Origin of the sequence: Bacillus sp. Brlt_9 (assembly GCF_051948935.1) — a bacterium.
Lineage (GTDB): Bacteria > Bacillota > Bacilli > Bacillales > Bacillaceae_G > Bacillus_A.
Genome location: NZ_JAYJLO010000002.1, coordinates 1,096,132 through 1,115,071 on the forward strand (window position 1 = coordinate 1,096,132; position 18,940 = coordinate 1,115,071).

Sequence of the window (18,940 nt, forward strand, 5' to 3'; positions counted from 1 at the left end):
GCAAGATTACAAAGATGGAAATATGATTGTTTTTCTATTTTGTGATAGCATGAAATTTGAAAGTGAACAGCAAGAGGAGGACGAAAAGTGAAATTAATTTCATGGAATGTAAATGGTTTACGTGCAGTTATCGCAAAAGGTGGATTTTTAGAATATCTCGAGGAATCGAATGCTGATATATTTTGTCTACAAGAGATTAAATTACAAGATGGGCAAATTGATTTAAATCTAGAGGAATATTATACATACTGGAATTATGCCGTGAAACAAGGTTATTCAGGAACAGCTATTTTCACGAAAAAAGAACCGCTTTCTGTTACATACGGTTTAGGAATTGAAGAGCATGATCAAGAAGGCCGAGTTATTACTTTAGAATTCGAAGATTTTCACATGATAACGTTATATACGCCAAATTCAAAACGTGGATTAGAACGATTAGATTACAGAATGAAATGGGAAGATGATTTCCGGGCGTATATTAAAGGATTAGATGAGAAAAAACCAGTTATTTTTTGCGGAGACTTAAACGTTGCTCATAAAGAAATTGATTTGAAAAATCCAAAAAGTAATCGTAAAAATCCTGGGTTTTCTGATGAAGAAAGACAGAAGTTTACATGTATTTTAGAAGAAGGATTTATTGATACATATCGTTATCTATATCCTAATCAGGAAGGCGCATATTCGTGGTGGTCGTATCGAATGGGAGCGAGAGCAAAAAATATTGGATGGCGTTTAGATTATTTTGTTGTTTCTGAAAGAATGAAAGACAAAATAACAGAGGCGAAAATTAATAGTGAAGTGATGGGATCAGATCATTGCCCAGTTGAATTACATATAAAATTCTAAAAGAAGAAGTATCTCCTTAACATTAGGCGGATACTTCTTTTTTATTCAGTTTGTTAAAATTTTTCAAATCTTTCTTGAAATAATTACATATTAAATATATACTTAGTAACGATAATCATTATCAGTGAAAAGGATTATCAATGGATGAGGTGTAAAAGAATTATAGCTTAGGGGAAGTGAACGAGAATGAGTTCTGGATAGAATTATTAATCTAATGAAATATATATGTAAGACAAGTTTCATATAGTTAAATTTTATTAAGAATATTGTTTGAAAATTCGAGAGGAGATATATAAAGATGAATAAGAAGTTATTTACATTAGGGATGGTTACAGTTTTAAGTGTAGGACTAGCAGCATGTAATAGTGCGGATAAGACTTCAGGAGAGCAAAAGCAACAGACAAAAGCTACGGAAACGAAAAAAGACGAAAAAAGAAAAATTACATATTTAGGTAAAGAATATACAGTACCAGCAAAAGTAGATAAAATTGCAACAGCTAGTTTAGAGTCAATGGAAGATGCGGCAGTACTTGGAATTAAACCAGTAGGTGCCATTACTGTAGGTGGTAAATTACCGAAGTATCTTGAAAAAGATTTAGAAGGTGCGAAATCTGTTGGTGAGAAAATGCAACCAAATTTCGAAACATTACTTCAATTAAAACCAGATGTTATTACATCAAGTACGAAATTCCCAGCAGAAACAGCTGAAAAGTTTACGAAAGTAGCTCCTACATTCCCGGTATCACACGTTTCAACAAATTGGGAAGATAACTTAAAGTTAATGGGAGAATTAACTGGTAAAAAAGATAAAGCAGAAAAAATTATTAAAGATTATAATGCGGACGCTGAAAAGGCAAAAGCAAAACTAGGAGATAAGTTAAAAGACAAAAAAGTACTTGTTATTAGACTAAGAGCAAACGAATTATTCTTATATCCAGAAGGAGTATACTTCAACCCTGTAATTTATAAAGATCTTGGGCTAACTGCTCCAGAACAATTGAAAACTGTAAAAGCACAAGAGAAAATTTCATTTGAAAAACTTGCTGAACTTAACCCGGATTATATTTTCTTACAATATGAGACAACTGAAAATAAAAATCCGAAAGTATTAGAAGAAATTGAAAGTAATCCAATTTGGCAAAGTATGAATGCTGCGAAGGAAAAGAAAGTATTTGTAAACGTTGTAGACCCAATGGCACAAGGTGGTACTGCTTGGAGTAAAACAGCATTCTTAAAAGAAGCAGTGAAAAATTTATCTAAATAATACAATAAGTAAGGTGCGTTGAATGATATGCAGAAAACAAATGCAGTACCAGTGACTATATTATGTATAGCACCCATACTCATCTTATTTACAGTTATACTTTCTATTTTGTATGGGGCCAAAAGTATTGATGCTGAAACAGTGTGGAACGCATTATTTCATTTTGATCCAAGTGATGTAAATCATAATATTATTATTACTTCACGTTTACCAAGGGTAGTTGCAGCTCTTTTAGTTGGAGCATTTCTAGCCATATCAGGAGCACTTATGCAGGGGATGACAAGAAACTATCTTGCATCCCCTTCTATTATGGGTGTGACGGATGGTGCAGCCTTTGTTATTACACTTTGTATGATTTTTCTTCCGGGAATGTCATCAATAGGTATGGTTGTATGTTCAATGATTGGTTCTGCACTAGGAGCCGGTATCGTATTTGGTTTTGGATCTCTCCTTCAAAATGGCTTATCACCAGTTAGGTTAGCGATTATCGGGACAGTCATTGGAACATTTTTAAGTAGTGTATCGGCCGCGATGGCTTCATATTTCCAAATTTCTCAAAATGTTAGTTTTTGGTTTAATGCAAAATTAGATCAAGTGGACCCGAATATTATTAAAATTACGATACCATTTGGGATCATTGGAATAGTTTTAGCATTATTAATATCAAAATCTATTACGATTCTTTCTTTAGGAGAAGAAGTTTCTATTAATTTAGGGCAGCGTACAAAACTAGTTAAAGCGATGTCTATTTTATCAGTTATTTTCTTAACAGGAACGGCAGTTGCTTTAGTGGGGAAAGTTGGTTTTGTAGGTTTAATTATTCCGCACATTACGCGCTTTATAATTGGAGTAGATTATAAGTGGATATTGCCATGTGCAGGCGTTATTGGTGGGGTTTTCTTAGCATTATGTGACGTTTTAAGTAGATTTGTAAATTATCCATTTGAAACGCCAATTGGAGTCGTTACCTCTCTAATTGGAATTCCTTTCTTCCTGTATTTAATTCGTACAAGAGGAGGAGAGAGACATGCTTAAAAGTTCAAGTCAACGTTTTGGAATGACGATGGGGATTATTATATTTTTAATACTATGTGCTATTTATATTAGTTTAACGAATGGTACGTTCGATATTACGATTACAGATGTATTTAAAACACTCTTTAGAATAGATCCAGTACCAGACCATGATTTAGTTATTTTTGAGTTTCGTCTGCCGCGCATCATAATTGCTGGATTAGTAGGATTAGGCCTAGGCGTTGCAGGTGCTGTTATTCAAGGGATTACGAGAAACGGACTGGCAGACCCAGGTATTTTAGGAGTAAATGCCGGGGCAGGAACAGCGATCGTCATCTTTATGTTTTTCTTTCAAGGGCAATTAAAGAGTACAGACTGGGCTTCTATTATGATGATGCCAATGTTTGGTTTAGTCGGCGGATTAGGTGCAGCTATTATCATTTATCTGTTTTCTTGGAAAAACGGTAAGTTAGATTCGCAGCGTCTTTTATTAACAGGGATTGCGATTGGATCAGGATTTGGGGCATTTTCTATGTACTTATCACTTAAAATGAAGTCAACTGATTTCGAGATGGCTGCAGTTTGGGTATCAGGAAGTATATATAATGCAAACTGGAAGTATATTATTGCAATGCTGCCGTGGCTTATTATATTAATTCCGCTTATACAAAAGAAAGCTTATTTATTGGATTTATTTCAATTGGAAGAAACGAGTATTACAAGCTTGGGTGTTTCAGTAGAAAGAGAGAAATCTATTTTACTATTAAGTAGTATCGGACTTGTCAGTGCATGTGTTGCAGTTTCAGGAAGTATCGGTTTCATTGGATTAATGGCACCGCATATAGCGAAAAGACTTGTCGGTATTCAGCATAAGCATATCATTCCTACGTGCGGAGTAATCGGAATGTTCCTTGTAATTGCTTCAGACTTTATTGCAAAAACAGTTTTCACACCTGTAGAGTTACCAGTTGGAATCGTTATTTCTATTGTCGGTGTACCGTATTTCTTATATTTACTTTATAAGGCGAAAGCGTAAGAGGAGGAATAAAAGTGAGTATTTTAAGTGCAAAAAATTTAGAAACGAGTTATGAAAAACTTACAGTGTTTCGCGATTTAAATGTGGAAATACAAGAAGGAAAAGTAACGACAATTATAGGGCCAAACGGGTGTGGTAAATCGACACTGTTAAAAACAATGGGAAGAATCTTAAAGCAAAAGAGCGGTAAAGTATATTTACAAGGACAGGATTTAAATACAATTCCAACGAAAGAAATTGCGAAGCAGTTAGCATTACTACCGCAAACTCCAATTGCGCCAGGAGAGCTTAAAGTAGAAGAATTAATTTCTTATGGACGCTATCCACATCGAAATAACGTAAATAAGTTAACTTCAAAAGATAAAGAGATGATTGATTGGGCATTAGATATAACGAAAACTTCTGCATTTCGGACGAGACAAATTGCCAATTTATCAGGTGGTCAAAGGCAAAAGGTATGGCTAGCGATGGCTTTAGCGCAAGAGACAGAAGTGTTACTACTAGATGAACCAACGACATATCTTGATATGTCTCATCAATTAGATGTATTACAAATTGTGGAGAAGTTAAATAAAGAACATAATTGTACGGTCGTAATGGTACTACATGATATTAACCATGCAGCAAGGTTTTCAGATGAGATTATTGCAATGAAGGAAGGGGAAATCGTTACAACTGGTATCCCAGAAGAAATCATTACAAATGAAGTGTTAAAAGAAGTATTTCATATTGATGCGCGTGTCATGATTGATCCGTATAATGGGTCTCCTGTTTGTTTTGGATACGATAGCGTTGCACTTCAAGAAGAGAAAGTTGAAATATATGTAACGAGTTAAGAAGGGGGGATATAAGATGAATAGTACGATTGAAAAACAGCAGATTATAACATCTAATACAGAGCAGTGGAAAATGTATTCGAAATTAGAAGGTAAGGAATATCAAATTCATATTTCAAAGCCGAGGCAGCCAGCACCAGAATCAGGCTATCCTGTTATATACGTATTAGATGGCAATGCCTTTTTTCAAACATTTCATGAAGCGGTTAAAATACAATCAGTTAGAGCAGAAAAAACGGGTGTTTCACCAGCCGTTATAGTAGGTATTGGTTATCGTATTGAAGGGGCATTTTCAGGTGAAGAAAGATGCTATGATTTTACGCCTAGCGTAATTTCAAAAGATGCGCCTTTAAAACCAGACGGTAAACCGTGGCCTAAAACAGGAGGAGCACATAATTTCTTTACTTTTATTGAAGAAGAATTAAAGCCGCAGATTGAAAAAAATTTTGAAATTGATAAAGGAAAGCAAACGTTGTTTGGGCATTCGCTAGGTGGTTTATTTGCATTACATATATTATTTACAAACGTAAATGCCTTTCAAAATTATTTTATTAGTAGTCCATCAATTTGGTGGAATAACCAATCTGTTCTTGAAAAAGAAGAGAATCTTATAAATGAATTAAACAGTGCCAAGTTTCAAACGGGAGTGTTCCTTACAGTTGGATCACTAGAACGAGAGCATATGGTTATAGGGGCAAATGAATTATCAGAGCGCCTTCTCCAAGTAAAACACAATCAGTTTCGATTTACGTTTTATGAAGCTGAAGGGGAGAATCATGCATCTGTTGTGCCGACTTCTTTAAGTAAAGGATTAAGGTTTATTAGTCACGTATAGAAGAGGGGAAAGGTAAGCAATTGCTTACCTTTTTTCATTTGGTTTACTAGCAAATTTAATTAGTGCATGGGCACTCATGAGACAAGGTGACGTGAAAAATAACGTGAATTTACGTAGCGCGTATTTACATGTTCTTGGAGATGCGTTAGGATCAGTCGGAGCATTAGTAGCTGGTGCACTTATGTCATTATTCTCATGGTATATTGCAGATCCAATTATTTCAGTAGTTGTAGCTTTATTAATTCTAAAGAGTGCGTGGGGAGTAACAAAACATTCCATTCATATACTTATGGAGGGTACACCGGTTGCAATTGAACTAGAGAAAGTGAAGCATGCGATTAAAGGGGTAGAAGGTGTACGTGATTTACATGATCTTCATATTTGGACAATTACATCTGGATTAGATGCATTAAGCGTCCATGTAATGATTGATAAAAAACAGGATGATCAAGAAGTACTTCAAAATATTATTGATATGTTAAAACAAGAGTTCCATATTGAACATGCTACCATTCAAATTGAAACACTTAACATTAAACATAATGAAATGATTGTCTAATCAAATGCAAACGAAAGGCTATGGGGAAATTCTCTATAGCCTTTTGTTTGTGCAAGTAGAATTGTCCTTTTTGAAAGTTTTGTTTCAACTTTTCGTCTAAAGAGATAAAAAGTTGTCACAATTCAGTCACAATTAGCATAAACATAAAATAGACGAAATGAACTTATTTCCAAAAAGGCTTAGTTCATTCCAATCATGATTCGTAGAGCTACAAAAGCATGGATTAAAAGTTCACTATATTTCCAAGGAGGTAGATCGTATGAAAACTATTCTTGCTATCGCTGGGCTTATTTGGGTTTTATCACATGGTATTCCAATTTATGAAGGAGAACAGATTCGCAGTGCTCTGAATAAAAATTTTAATGAATATCACGTTATTGATCGGCAAGATAATGTCGTGACAGTTCGTGTAAATGACTGTTTTCATACGGTAACCGTTGAAGGAACTTCAGTAGTGAATGATACAAAAGTATGTGATCAGCAGTAATAATATATAGGAATAAAAAAGTCTCAATTTATACGTGTATAAATTGAGATTTTTTTATTTTTGGATGAATAATAAGCGGGGATAGTTAATCTACACTTATTATTCTTTTTTGAAAAAAGGAAAGGGTATTATGAAAAGTGAGACTGGGAAGCTAATAAATTGTTAAGAATAAGCATAGAGCGGAAATATACTCATATGGGGTATCATACATAGATAATTAGTGCTATAATTGGTATACTCGTAAAAGCAATTGTTTTATTGGATGAAGAGAAACTTTAAGAAGGTGATAATATGGATCATAAAGAGCATGAAGCGGTAACACATAGATCAGAAAAAGAAAAAGAACAAATTATAAATAGATTAAAGAGAATCGAAGGACAAGTCCGCGGTATTCAAAATATGATTGAAAATGATCGTTATTGCGTGGATATTTTAGTGCAAATTTCAGCGATTAATGCAGCGATGAAAAAAGTAGGAATGGGTGTATTAAAAAACCATACGAGTCATTGTGTTTCAGGTGCTATTAAAAATGGTAATGGTGATGAAGCAATTGAAGAATTAATGACAGTATTTGAACGTTTTTCAAAAGCCTAAAAACAAGCTAGTATGTAACTGGCTTGTTTTTTTTACCTATATATAGGATTTCGAGGTATTGATGTAAAAAAGTGTATGTAAAATAAAGGTTTAGAAAATAATTGAAAAATCATGATACAAAACCATTGATTACCTTAGGGGGGTATGGTAAGATGTAATTGTGATTAACAAATAATAAAGAAACAAGAGGAGGATTTTAAATGGAACAGTTAACATTACAAGTTGAAGGTATGTCTTGTGGACATTGTGTAAATGCTATCGAAAGCAGTGTGAAAGAACTAAATGGCGTTGACCAAGTAAAAGTTCAATTAGCAGAAGGAACTGTTGAAGTTACTATCGACTCGTCAGTTGTAACGTTAAAAGATATCGTTACTGTAATTGAAGATCAAGGATACGATGTTCAATAATTATTTTTAGATATGGAAATAAATCGTACTTTATAGGAAGTACGATTTATTTTGCTAATAATTATACCTCATAAGGGTATATAGAGGTGAGAGACATGAATGAAAAAAAAGAGGCCAATCTTCAAATATCAGGAATGACATGTGCAGCATGTGCAAATAGAATTGAAAAAGGCCTAAAAAAAGTAGAAGGTGTTCATGATGCGAATGTAAACTTTGCACTTGAAAAAACCAAAATAATGTATAATCCCCAAAAAACAAATCCGCAACAGTTTAAAGAAAAAGTTGAATCGTTAGGATATGGAATTGTAAGTGATAAAGCTGAATTTACTGTTTCAGGAATGACATGCGCAGCATGTGCCAATAGAGTAGAAAAGCGTTTAAATAAGTTAGAAGGTGTGAACGAGGCGACAGTAAATTTCGCTTTGGAATCGGCTACAGTAGATTTTAATCCTGATGAAATTAATGTAAATGAAATGAAGAGTGCAATTACGAAATTAGGATATAAATTGGAAGTGAAATCAGATGAGCAAGATGGATCAACGGATCATCGCTTACAAGAAATTGAGCGACAAAAGAAGAAGTTTATCATTTCGTTTATTTTATCATTCCCGTTACTGTGGGCAATGGTAAGCCACTTCTCATTTACATCGTTTATTTATTTACCTGATATGCTTATGAACCCTTGGGTGCAGCTAGCTCTTGCAACTCCAGTTCAGTTTATCATTGGTGGACAGTTTTATGTTGGGGCTTATAAAGCGTTACGTAATAAAAGTGCTAACATGGATGTTCTTGTGGCACTTGGAACATCGGCCGCCTATTTCTATAGTGTATATTTAAGCATTCAATCTATCGGTTCTTCGGAACATATGACAGATTTATATTTTGAAACGAGCGCGGTACTTATTACACTAATTATTTTAGGTAAATTATTTGAAGCAAAAGCAAAGGGACGTTCATCAGAAGCAATTAAAAAGTTGATGGGTTTACAAGCAAAGACAGCTACTGTTGTACGAGATGGAACGGAAATAAAAATTTTAATCGAAGAAGTGGTAGCTGGTGATATCGTTTATGTAAAACCAGGTGAAAAAATTCCGGTAGATGGAGAGATTGTAGAAGGGAAATCAGCGATTGATGAATCGATGCTAACTGGTGAAAGTATTCCAGTTGATAAAACAATTGGAGATATAGTTATCGGTTCTACAATGAATAAAAATGGATTTTTAAAAGTTAAGGCAACTAAGGTAGGTAGAGATACTGCATTAGCTCAAATTATTAAAGTAGTAGAAGAGGCTCAAGGATCAAAAGCGCCTATTCAAAGGGTAGCTGATCAAATTTCTGGCATTTTCGTACCAGTTGTAGTTGGAATTGCGATTATTACATTTGTTGTGTGGATGGTATTTGTTACACCTGGTGATTTTGGAGGAGCACTTGAGAAGATGATAGCAGTACTTGTTATCGCATGTCCATGTGCATTAGGTCTTGCAACACCTACATCTATTATGGCTGGATCAGGAAGATCGGCTGAGTATGGTATTTTATTTAAAGGCGGGGAGCATTTAGAAGCAACGCATCGATTAGATACAGTTATTTTAGATAAAACAGGTACTGTGACAAATGGGAAGCCAGTGTTAACTGATGTAATTGTAGCAGATGGATTCCGTGAAGAAGAAATACTACGTTTAGTAGGTGCGGCAGAAAAGAATTCTGAACACCCACTTGCAGAAGCGATTGTAGAAGGAATTAAAGAAAAGAAAATTGATATCCCAAGTTCAGAAACGTTTGAAGCGATTCCTGGATTTGGTATTGAATCAGTCGTAGAAGGAAAACAATTATTAATTGGTACACGCCGATTAATGAAGAAATTCAATATTGATATTGAAGAAGTTTCTAAATCAATGGAAGAGTTAGAACGAGAAGGCAAAACAGCAATGCTTATTGCGATTAATAAAGAATATGCTGGTATAGTGGCTGTTGCAGATACTGTAAAAGATACTTCAAAAGCAGCTATCGCAAGGCTTAAGAAAATGGGTCTAGATGTTGTTATGATTACAGGAGATAATACACAAACTGCTCAGGCAATCGCTAAGCAAGTTGGTATTGATCACGTAATTGCAGAAGTATTACCAGAAGGAAAAGCAGAAGAAGTGAAAAAACTTCAAGCGCAAGGTAAGAAAGTAGCAATGGTTGGAGATGGCATAAATGATGCTCCTGCTCTTGCTACGGCGGATATCGGTATGGCAATTGGAACAGGAACGGATGTAGCGATGGAAGCGGCAGATATTACGTTAATCCGTGGCGATTTAAATAGTATTGCTGATGCAATCTTTATGAGTAAGATGACGATAAGAAATATTAAGCAAAATTTATTCTGGGCATTAGCTTATAACGGCTTAGGCATCCCGATTGCAGCGTTTGGTTTCTTAGCACCTTGGGTTGCTGGAGCCGCGATGGCATTTAGTTCTGTATCCGTTGTATTAAATGCATTACGATTACAAAGAGTTAAATTAAAATCTTAAAAAGTTACACTAAGTAATTGAATAGAATTAAAAAACAATACTTTGAATAAGTATTGTTTTTTGTTCGTATAGAAATTAAAACGATATAATAAAGAAGAATTATTGAATCGTATGTAGTAGAAAAGTTAAGAGGTAGTTTGGTAAGGAGACTTATATATGTTAAAAGATATTATAATTAGAACATTTCGGAAAGAAGATTTAAATCAAGTATTACAATTGTTCTATGAAACAGTTCATACGGTTAATGCAAAAGATTATAATAAGTTACAGCTACAGGCATGGGCACCAGATCGACTAGATAGAGAAAGCTGGTTAAAGTCTTTAGAAAAGAATATTAGTTATGTAGCGGATCATAACGGTGTGATAGTCGGATTTGGAGATTATAATGAGGATCATTACGTAGATCGCTTATTTACGCATAAAGATTATCAAGGGAAAAGGATAACTTCCTACATACTACAGAAGTTAGAAAAAGAAGCAGTGAACTTGGGGTATAGGGAGATATATACAGAAGCGAGTATTACGGCAAAACCTTTCTTTGAAAGTAAAGGCTTTATTTGCATAAAGGAACAAAAGAAACAGCATAACGGTCAGATTTTTATTAATTATGTAATGAAAAAAATAGCCCTCTCATAAACGAGAAGGCTATTTTTTCATTATTTTACAGCTTCTTTAAGTTCTTTACCAGCTTTGAAAGCAGGTACTTTAGAAGCTGCGATTTGCATTTCTTCACCAGTTTGTGGGTTACGGCCTGTACGAGCAGCTCTTTCGCGTACTTCGAATGTACCGAATCCGATAAGTTGTACTTTTTCACCAGCAGCTAAAGTGTTAGTGATTGATTCTACTACAGTTTGTACAACTACAGTAGCTTCTTTTTGAGAAATCTCAGCATTTTGTGCTACGTTTTTGATTAATTCTGTTTTGTTCATGTTTTTCACCTCATATGTAAATAATGCTATTTAAGTTGTTATTATAACGTATAAAACATTCGAGAACAAGTGTACGCACATATATTCGTAAAAAAAATGAAATTTGTAATATTTTTTAGATACACTGTATAGACGGTTCATTTAAGCGGATACAGATTTTTTCTTTAATTCGGTTTGCTCTTTATTGGAAGGTAGTTTCTTATTATAAGATATGAAATAAGGTAATGCTACAAAGAACATACCTCCTACCAAGTTTCCGAAGAAAACGAAAATGAAGTTTGGAAAGTATTCAATCCAAGTTAAATGACCAGCAAAAATTGCAGCTGGGATGACAAACATATTGGCTACAACGTGTTGGAAGCCAATCGCAACAAAAGTCATAACTGGGAACCAAATGCCGACAATCTTTCCGATAAATTCTTTACTTCCCATACTAAGCCAAACAGCTAAACAAACGAGCCAATTACATCCGATAGCAGAAATGAAGGCTTGCATTGGTGTATCTTGTAGTTTAGCTTGCGCAATAGCAACTGTTTTCGCTAAAAAAGCGCCTTCTGTTAATCCGACGATATGACCGAAAAAATAAGCAACGAATATAGCACCTATGAAGTTGCTAAACGTAACAATTACTAAATTTCGAATGAGGTGAAATAATTCGATTTTCTTGTGAAGCCACGCCATTGAAACAGTCATCATATTGCCAGTTACTAATTCACCACCTGCAAGAATAACGAGTATAAGGCCGATAGGGAATACAGCGGCACCTAGGAAACTAGCAAATGATCCCCAAGACTTTGGTATTGTTCCAATAACGTGAATATCGAGTAAATACCCTAATGCTATGAAAGCACCACCAAAAAAGCCGAGAATTAGCATAGGGAGTAATGATAAATGAGCTTTTTTTCTTCCGGAATTAGCAGCAAGTTCTGTAATTTCTTCTGGTGTAAATACAGACATGAATAATCTCTCCTTAATAAAATGCTGAAATGAATCGATGGAACATTTTTAAGAATCTATGTATTATAAAAATATGTTATGACTTCTGTATAAATTTGTCAAATTACGTAGGGTAAAATTGGATATAACTAACATCGTTCATGTTGTCACATTAATGTCACAATAAAGCTTTAAAGTATTTCTAGAGGTGAGAACATGAATACGCATCATGTAAAAAAAGAACAAAAAAAATCAATCTTCAAGATATTTATAATTAGTTTCATAAGTATAGTAATGATTTCAATAAGTTTGTATTTCTATGCGACAGAAATAGAACGAAAACTAGTAACTGTTACGTGGAATGAAATAGAAGCTTCTACAATTCCTAAAGAATTTAATAATAAGAAGATATTACAATTCTCGGATGTGCATTTAGGCCCAGAATTTACACTAAAACAACTAGAAAATTTGGTGGAGAAGATGAATGCGTTACATCCGGATGTAGTAGTTTTTACAGGGGATTTAATAGATAAGTTTGGATCGTATAAGGCGGAAAGAGAAGAAGCGAAAGGTATTTTACAGAAAATATATGCACCCTTAGGGAAATATGCAGTGTTTGGGAATCATGATAGGGGCGGGGGAGGTAGTTTATTTTATAAAAAGTATATGGAGGAAGCTGGTTTCTCTGTGTTAGTAAATGAAGTGCAGAAAATTAAAGTGGAAAACGGAAATTATATTACAATATCAGGTTTGGATGATTTTTTATTGGGGAAGCCACAAATAGACTCGACTTTAAAACAAGTGAGGCAACAAGATTTCAATATGCTCTTAGTACATGAGCCGGATGTTGTAGACAAAGTAGCTCGTTACCCAGTTGATTTTCAATTGTCAGGACATAGTCACGGAGGACAAGTTCAAATTCCTTTTATAGGTCCATTAATTACTACAAAATTAGCGGATAGCTATGTGGAAGGTATGTATGAATTAGAAGGGAAGAATAAGCCGTTACATTTATACGTAAATCGTGGTATTGGGACAACACGAATGCCTGTTAGATTTTGGAGTGTACCTGAACTTTCAGTATTTGTATTGAAGCAAAATAGTAACTAGAATACTTTAGATTAGTAGGAGGGCTTTCAAAGAAAGTGCTCTTTTTCATTGATTAAACACAGAATATTATGTAACTTTTAATTAAAGTGTTAAAAAAAGAAAGGGGCATTTCTATGATAGAAACATGGCATAAAGAATTGGAAAGTTTATATAACCAAATGGTTTTGTGGCGAAGAGATTTTCATCAATACCCTGAGCTATCGTTTCAAGAAATAGAAACACCGAAAAAAATAGCTGAAATCTTAAACAGCTTTCATATTAATGTGACAACAGATGTTGGCGGAAGAGGGATAATCGGTGTAATTGAAGGTGGAAAACCTGGGAAGACGATAGCGCTACGTGCTGATTTTGATGCACTACCTATTCAAGATGAAAAGCAAGTTTCATATAAATCAAAGGTTCCCGGCGTAATGCACGCTTGTGGCCATGATGGACATACAGCAACACTTTTAGGCGTTGCAAAAATATTAAGTGACCATAGAGACCAGCTTTCTGGAAAAATAGTTCTTATACATCAACATGCAGAAGAGAAAGACCCTGGCGGAGCAATTGCTATGATTGAGGATGGTTGTTTAGAAGGTGTAGATGTTGTGTTTGGAACACATATATCTTCTCAAATGCCTTTAGGAATAGTTGGAGCGAAAGCTGGAGTAATGATGGCGGCAGCTGATACTTTTGAAGTAAAGATTCAAGGGCGAGGCGGTCACGGTGGTATGCCCCATCATACTGTTGATGCTATTATCGTTGCAACACAAGTAATAAATCAGTTACAACTTTTAGTGAGTCGAAAAATAGATCCGCTTCAATCTGCGGTATTAACAGTTGGTACATTCCATGCTGGTCAGGCGGATAATATCATTGCGGATACTGCTACGTTTACAGGAACCATTCGAACGCTAGATCCTGAAGTGAGAGAATATATGGAGAATGAATTTAAACGAGTTGTTGAAGGGATTTGTCAGTCTCTTCATGCTAAAGTTACTATTCAATATAAACGAGGTTATCCAATATTAATAAATCATGCAGATGAAACGAGTCATTTTATAGAAATCGTGAAACGTGACCTTGGAAGAGAAAGAGTCATTGAAGTACCACCCATTATGGGGGGAGAAGATTTCGCATACTACTTAGAGCATGTTCCAGGAACATTTTTCTTCACAGGTGCGGGTAATGAAGAAATAGGAGCAACATATCCACATCATCATCCCCAATTTGATTTTGATGAACGAGCGATGTTAATTGGTGGTAAATTACTTTTAAGTCTTGTAAATAGTTATGAAACAGATGGAAAAGAATCTCTTCATCATGTAGAAATGAAAAAGTGATTTATATAAATAAAAAACAACAATAGGTCATATGACCTATTGTTGTTTTTTATTATTTTTGCAAGGGAATCGCATCAAAATATGTTCTATAGTTATTAGAGAATTCAAAGTTGTTTTTTGCATCCCAATTAATAGACCAAGACATTAGGCCGCGGAATGCAGGGTAGCTACTCTGATTTGAAAGCTTATACTTTCCTCCGAAAGGAATTCCTTTAATGATATAATCTAAAGCTTTTTTCATTTCAGTTGGCGAAATATATCCACCACTTGGAGCGGCCGCTGGTGCTGCAGGAAGTCCAATCATGACTTGATCAGAACGAAGAGCTGGGAAAATATTATTTGCATTACCACCTACAGGAAAACCATGTAAGAGCATATCTGCCATAGCGACCTCGTAATCTGCGGTACCTTGATTGTAGTTATTACCATCCATTCCAATCCCGCTACCAGCGTTGTAGTGTTGAACGTGAATGTATGTTAGTTTGTCTTTCACTCCGTAAATAATCGGTAAATATGCACCCCAGATGCTTCCGTATGCACTATAACCACCTTGAACATAAGCTGTTTCAGGAGCCATGCTTAATAGAAAATTTGGACCATAATGATCTGAGATTGTCCGAATAGCTGAAATAAGATTTACGATTTGAGGAGTCGTTGGGTTTTTGAAATTAGTGTCATTTCCGTTTAAGTAAATTCCTGATTCAAGGTCAATATCTATTCCATCAAAACCGTATTTATCAATTAGAGATTGTATGGAATTAATAAAACGTTGCTTAGCTGCATTATCAGGAAGTAAAACGACGCCATTTTGTCCACCTATTGAAAGAACTACTTTCTTTCCTTTAGTTTTTAAATAAGCAATATCTGATTTGAATTCTGCATCCGTACCATACACAGGAGAAAACTCAACAGTGGAACGATCACCACCAGTTTCACCGAAAGATACATTGATTACATCCCATTTTGGTGAAACGTCTTTTAATTTAATAATGCCAGTACCGTTATCAAAGTTATGCCAGTATCCAACGAGTAATTTTGATCCTAAATTGTTTGCTGCTTGTGCTTGAAAGGGCACTAGTGGTAGCAGTAAGAAAATTACTAAAGTACAACAAATGAATTTGAACTTGTTTAACATATCAACACTCCTATACAAAAAGTTGTCTAGATGTATAATCTTGTTTTTTCAATGATATCTGAAAATTCGTTCTATTGTAAGGTGACTATAATTTTCTCAACAATTGTATATGGAAAAATATTAAACCTAATGTAATAATTTCATTAGAAGCTTGCATTATGATTGTTAAATTCAGAATATTTTGATATATTTTAAAGTGTAGGACAAGGTTTTTCGCATAATACTCTTACATAAATTTCAAAATTATGTTTGGAAGGGGATGTACAAGAGTTGGATAAAAATCTTAAGAAAGACCTCAAAATACGCCATATTACAATGATCTCAATTGGCGGTGTAATAGGAGCTGGTTTGTTTGTTGGAAGTGGTGCCGTTGTGCATTCAGCCGGACCGGGTTCTATCGTTTCATATGCATTAGCAGGACTTCTAGTTATTTTCGTTATGAGAATGCTAGGAGAAATGGCAGCTATTAATCCGACAAGTGGTTCATTTGCAACATATGCAAGAGAAGCAATTGGTCCATGGGCAGGTTATACAATTGGGTGGCTATATTGGTTTTTCTGGGTAATTGTTATTGCAATAGAAGCTACAGCAGGTGCTGGTATTATTCAATACTGGATTCCAGAAATCCCACTCTGGTTATTAAGCTTAATATTAACCATTTTATTAACGTTGACGAATGTTTTTTCAGTGAAATCATTTGGAGAATTTGAATATTGGTTTTCATTTATTAAAGTAATAAGTATTGTTTTGTTCCTCTGTCTTGGACTCGCTGTTATTTTAGGGTTTGTACCAGGAACGGAAGCACCCGGCACTTCGAATTTAGTAGGGCAAGGAGGATTTATGCCAAATGGTATAAGTTCGGTGCTACTTGGAATTACCGTCGTTATATTTTCATTTATGGGATCAGAGATTGTTGCAGTAGCTGCTGGTGAATCTGCCGAACCTGTAAAGGCAGTCAAAACAGCAACAAATAGTGTAATTTGGCGTATTCTCGTATTTTTCATTGGATCGATCGCTGTAGTTGTTACACTTCTTCCATGGAATTCGGCGAACATACTAAAAAGTCCGTTTGTGGCGGTACTGGAACATATAGGGATACCAGCGGCAGCACAAATTATGAATTTTATCGTTTTAACAGCCGTACTTTCATGTTTAAATTCGGGTTTATATACGAATTCAAGAATGCTTTTTTCGATGGCAGAAAGAGGAGATGCTCCAAAGGCATTTTTGAAATTGAACAGTAGTGGTGTTCCAGTTCGGGCAGTATTATTTGGAACGTTCTTTGCTTATATTGGAGTTGTTTTTAGTTACATATCTCCAGATAAAGTCTTTTTATTTTTAGTGAATGCATCTGGCGGGATTGCGTTACTCGTTTATCTCGTTATAGCGCTTTCACATTTAAAGATGCGTAAAAAAATGGGGAAAGTAGAACAACAAAATTTGAAAGTGAAAATGTGGCTTTTCCCGTATGTAACGTATGTTACAATTGCCGCTATTATAGCAGTTTTAGTTGCCATGCTTGCAATCGAATCTTTACGTTCACAGGCACTTTTGACGATGCTTGTTACTGTTCTTATAATAATTTCTTATTTTATTTTTAATAGAAATAAAAATAGTACAGTGTTGAATACTAAAAATAAGAATGAGGAATCTGTTCGATTCTAATTTCTTGTTTTCTAAGAAATGCTACATCCAATCATTGGTAGAAAAGATTCATATATAAGTAAAGAAAAGAGTAATTACTATTGTCATAGTGAATATAAACTTTTTTCTTGACTTTTTATACGAAGGCGAGCAAAATGGTAAAAAAGGAAGGGGGGATGACGATGGAAGAGTACGTATTAGAGCTGTATAACCTGTTATATACGACAGAATGGCAAGATATTGTTTCGTTTCTAGGAATAATGTTTTGTATGAAAATTGTAATTGTATATATGGAAGAGCAAGGTATGTTCTATTCCTTCTCATCCTCGTTCGATGTGCAGCGCGAGCCGTTGCTGAACTATGCCAAGGTAAATTACGAACAATTTCCTTTTGTAGCTTTCTTTATGATTCGATTTATTACAGCAATTGTAAAGAAAAAGGAAAGTGACGATGAAGAGTGCCACTCAACTTGTAATATAGCGAATGTTTTTTAAGCTAAATACAAGGAGGAGATTTATATGTGGTTTCGATTTCTTATGATTGGTTTCTTTTCATTAACAGCAATTTCATTAATGGGATATCAAGTGTCTGAAATTTTTCAAGCATATAGCAATACGTTTTTCAACAAAAACTAATTACATTGCTATTTAAATAATAAAGCGATAAAATCCTTCTTAAGAAGTTTTATTAAGAAGGATTTTTTTCTTTGCACTGTCTTACTGTGTCAAACTATTGTCACATTTACACTGTGAATAGTATGTTAAAATAGTGAGGTTACGTATACATATTTGAAGGAAGAGGGAGTGACCATTTTGGTGGATCAATCAACAAATCAGAAAAGCTATGCTCCTATTGTGATAACGCTTTCTGTAATTGTAAATGCGATTATTTTATTTTTGTTCTTTGGACCTGTTGGCTATGAAGGAGAAGTACATTTTGATGTGAAAATTTTACCAATGTTAAACGCAATTTTTAATAGCTTTACGTTCGTATTCTTATTAGCAGCTTTATACTCTATTATTAAGAAGAATGTGAAAATGCACCGTGGTTTCATCCTGGCAGCATTTACAACAACGTTGCTATTTTGTGTTTCTTATTTATCGTATCATTACTTGGCGCCGGCAACACATTTTGGCGGAGAAGGATTCATTAAATATGTGTATTTCATCATTTTAATTACACATATTATCCTGGCAGCAATTATTGTACCACTTGCATTGTTTGCACTTGTATTTGGTTTTACAAATCAATTAACACGTCATCGTAAAATTGTACGTTGGACGATGCCGATTTGGTTATATGTAAGTTTGTCTGGTGTTATTGTTTATTTAATGATCTCACCTTATTACCAATAAAAAATCTCAGCCTGTAGGCTGGGATTTTTTTGTTAGGCAAATATTTTTGTGAAATGAAAAAAATATGTTATACAAAAGTATAGTTGCTTTTCATATAGAAGGGATGGTAAAG

Annotated in this window: 19 protein-coding genes and 1 pseudogene; 17 read left to right on the plus strand and 3 right to left on the minus strand. The window is 34.6% G+C overall.

Annotated features, from left to right (window positions below; all coding sequences use genetic code 11):
• The first annotated feature begins 87 nt into the window (after positions 1-87).
• The 12 genes and pseudogenes from VF726_RS11960 to VF726_RS12015 all read left to right on the plus strand — a co-directional run bounded on the left by VF726_RS11960 (position 88) and on the right by VF726_RS12015 (position 11,030).
• Positions 88-846, plus strand: a complete 759-nt coding sequence (locus VF726_RS11960) for an exodeoxyribonuclease III (RefSeq protein WP_440168224.1) — start codon at positions 88-90, stop codon at positions 844-846.
• A gap of 298 nt (positions 847-1,144) precedes the next feature.
• Positions 1,145-2,110 carry an iron-hydroxamate ABC transporter substrate-binding protein gene (locus VF726_RS11965; protein ID WP_440168226.1) on the plus strand — a complete coding sequence of 322 codons (966 nt, stop codon included), beginning with the start codon at positions 1,145-1,147 and terminating at the stop codon, positions 2,108-2,110.
• Positions 2,111-2,137: 27 nt separating this feature from the next.
• A complete protein-coding gene (locus VF726_RS11970; protein WP_440168228.1) occupies positions 2,138-3,145 on the plus strand; it encodes a FecCD family ABC transporter permease in 1,008 nt (335 codons plus the stop codon).
• Positions 3,138-4,160 (plus strand): FecCD family ABC transporter permease, encoded by a 1,023-nt coding sequence (locus VF726_RS11975; protein WP_440168230.1) that lies wholly within the window; start codon positions 3,138-3,140, stop codon positions 4,158-4,160. Before VF726_RS11970 ends, VF726_RS11975 begins: the two co-directional genes overlap by 8 nt.
• A 14-nt stretch (positions 4,161-4,174) precedes the next feature.
• A complete protein-coding gene (locus VF726_RS11980; RefSeq protein ID WP_440168232.1) occupies positions 4,175-4,996 on the plus strand; it encodes an ABC transporter ATP-binding protein in 822 nt (273 codons plus the stop codon).
• A 16-nt stretch (positions 4,997-5,012) separates the two neighbouring features.
• Positions 5,013-5,831, plus strand: a complete 819-nt coding sequence (locus tag VF726_RS11985; RefSeq protein WP_440168234.1) for an alpha/beta hydrolase — start codon at positions 5,013-5,015, stop codon at positions 5,829-5,831.
• Between the two features lie 34 nt (positions 5,832-5,865).
• Positions 5,866-6,390, plus strand: a pseudogene (locus tag VF726_RS11990) (cation diffusion facilitator family transporter); the annotation flags it as partial.
• 259 nt (positions 6,391-6,649) lie between these two features.
• Positions 6,650-6,877 carry a hypothetical protein gene (locus VF726_RS11995; RefSeq protein ID WP_000849106.1) on the plus strand — a complete coding sequence of 76 codons (228 nt, stop codon included), beginning with the start codon at positions 6,650-6,652 and terminating at the stop codon, positions 6,875-6,877.
• Positions 6,878-7,168: 291 nt separating this feature from the next.
• Positions 7,169-7,471 (plus strand): metal-sensing transcriptional repressor, encoded by a 303-nt coding sequence (locus VF726_RS12000; RefSeq protein WP_000349637.1) that lies wholly within the window; start codon positions 7,169-7,171, stop codon positions 7,469-7,471.
• Positions 7,472-7,671: 200 nt separating this feature from the next.
• Entirely contained in the window at positions 7,672-7,878 is a 207-nt protein-coding gene (gene copZ / locus VF726_RS12005; protein WP_440168237.1) for a copper chaperone CopZ, read from the plus strand.
• Between the two features lie 95 nt (positions 7,879-7,973).
• A complete protein-coding gene (locus tag VF726_RS12010) occupies positions 7,974-10,394 on the plus strand; it encodes a heavy metal translocating P-type ATPase (RefSeq protein WP_440168239.1) in 2,421 nt (806 codons plus the stop codon).
• A gap of 156 nt (positions 10,395-10,550) precedes the next feature.
• Positions 10,551-11,030, plus strand: a complete 480-nt coding sequence (locus VF726_RS12015) for a GNAT family N-acetyltransferase (protein WP_440168241.1) — start codon at positions 10,551-10,553, stop codon at positions 11,028-11,030.
• Positions 11,031-11,050: 20 nt separating this feature from the next.
• Here the strand turns inward: VF726_RS12015 and VF726_RS12020 are convergent, their stop codons facing one another.
• Positions 11,051-11,323 (minus strand): HU family DNA-binding protein, encoded by a 273-nt coding sequence (locus VF726_RS12020; RefSeq protein ID WP_001043904.1) that lies wholly within the window; start codon positions 11,321-11,323, stop codon positions 11,051-11,053.
• A 141-nt stretch (positions 11,324-11,464) separates the two neighbouring features.
• A complete protein-coding gene (locus tag VF726_RS12025) occupies positions 11,465-12,280 on the minus strand; it encodes a formate/nitrite transporter family protein (RefSeq protein ID WP_440168245.1) in 816 nt (271 codons plus the stop codon).
• Positions 12,281-12,475: 195 nt separating this feature from the next.
• Here VF726_RS12025 and VF726_RS12030 point away from each other — a divergent pair, with 195 nt between their 5' ends.
• The gene (locus VF726_RS12030) at positions 12,476-13,369 is read left to right on the plus strand and encodes a metallophosphoesterase (RefSeq protein WP_440168247.1); all 894 of its coding nucleotides are present in this window, start codon (positions 12,476-12,478) and stop codon (positions 13,367-13,369) included.
• Between the two features lie 113 nt (positions 13,370-13,482).
• The gene (locus VF726_RS12035; protein WP_440168249.1) at positions 13,483-14,694 is read left to right on the plus strand and encodes a M20 family metallopeptidase; all 1,212 of its coding nucleotides are present in this window, start codon (positions 13,483-13,485) and stop codon (positions 14,692-14,694) included.
• Between the two features lie 52 nt (positions 14,695-14,746).
• Here VF726_RS12035 and VF726_RS12040 read toward each other — a convergent pair whose 3' ends face one another.
• Complete coding sequence (locus tag VF726_RS12040) at positions 14,747-15,829, minus strand: chitinase (protein ID WP_440168251.1); 1,083 nt, start codon at positions 15,827-15,829, stop codon at positions 14,747-14,749.
• Positions 15,830-16,099: 270 nt separating this feature from the next.
• On the opposite strand from VF726_RS12040, the gene gabP reads away from it, so the two are divergent.
• From gabP to VF726_RS12055, 3 genes are all read left to right on the plus strand, one after another.
• Entirely contained in the window at positions 16,100-17,494 is a 1,395-nt protein-coding gene (gene gabP / locus VF726_RS12045; RefSeq protein ID WP_440168253.1) for a GABA permease, read from the plus strand.
• A 134-nt stretch (positions 17,495-17,628) separates the two neighbouring features.
• Positions 17,629-17,967 carry a hypothetical protein gene (locus tag VF726_RS12050; protein WP_440168255.1) on the plus strand — a complete coding sequence of 113 codons (339 nt, stop codon included), beginning with the start codon at positions 17,629-17,631 and terminating at the stop codon, positions 17,965-17,967.
• Positions 17,968-18,285: 318 nt separating this feature from the next.
• On the plus strand, positions 18,286-18,828 hold the full coding sequence (locus VF726_RS12055; protein WP_440168257.1) for a DUF420 domain-containing protein: 543 nt from the start codon (positions 18,286-18,288) through the stop codon (positions 18,826-18,828).
• Positions 18,829-18,940: the final 112 nt, after the last annotated feature.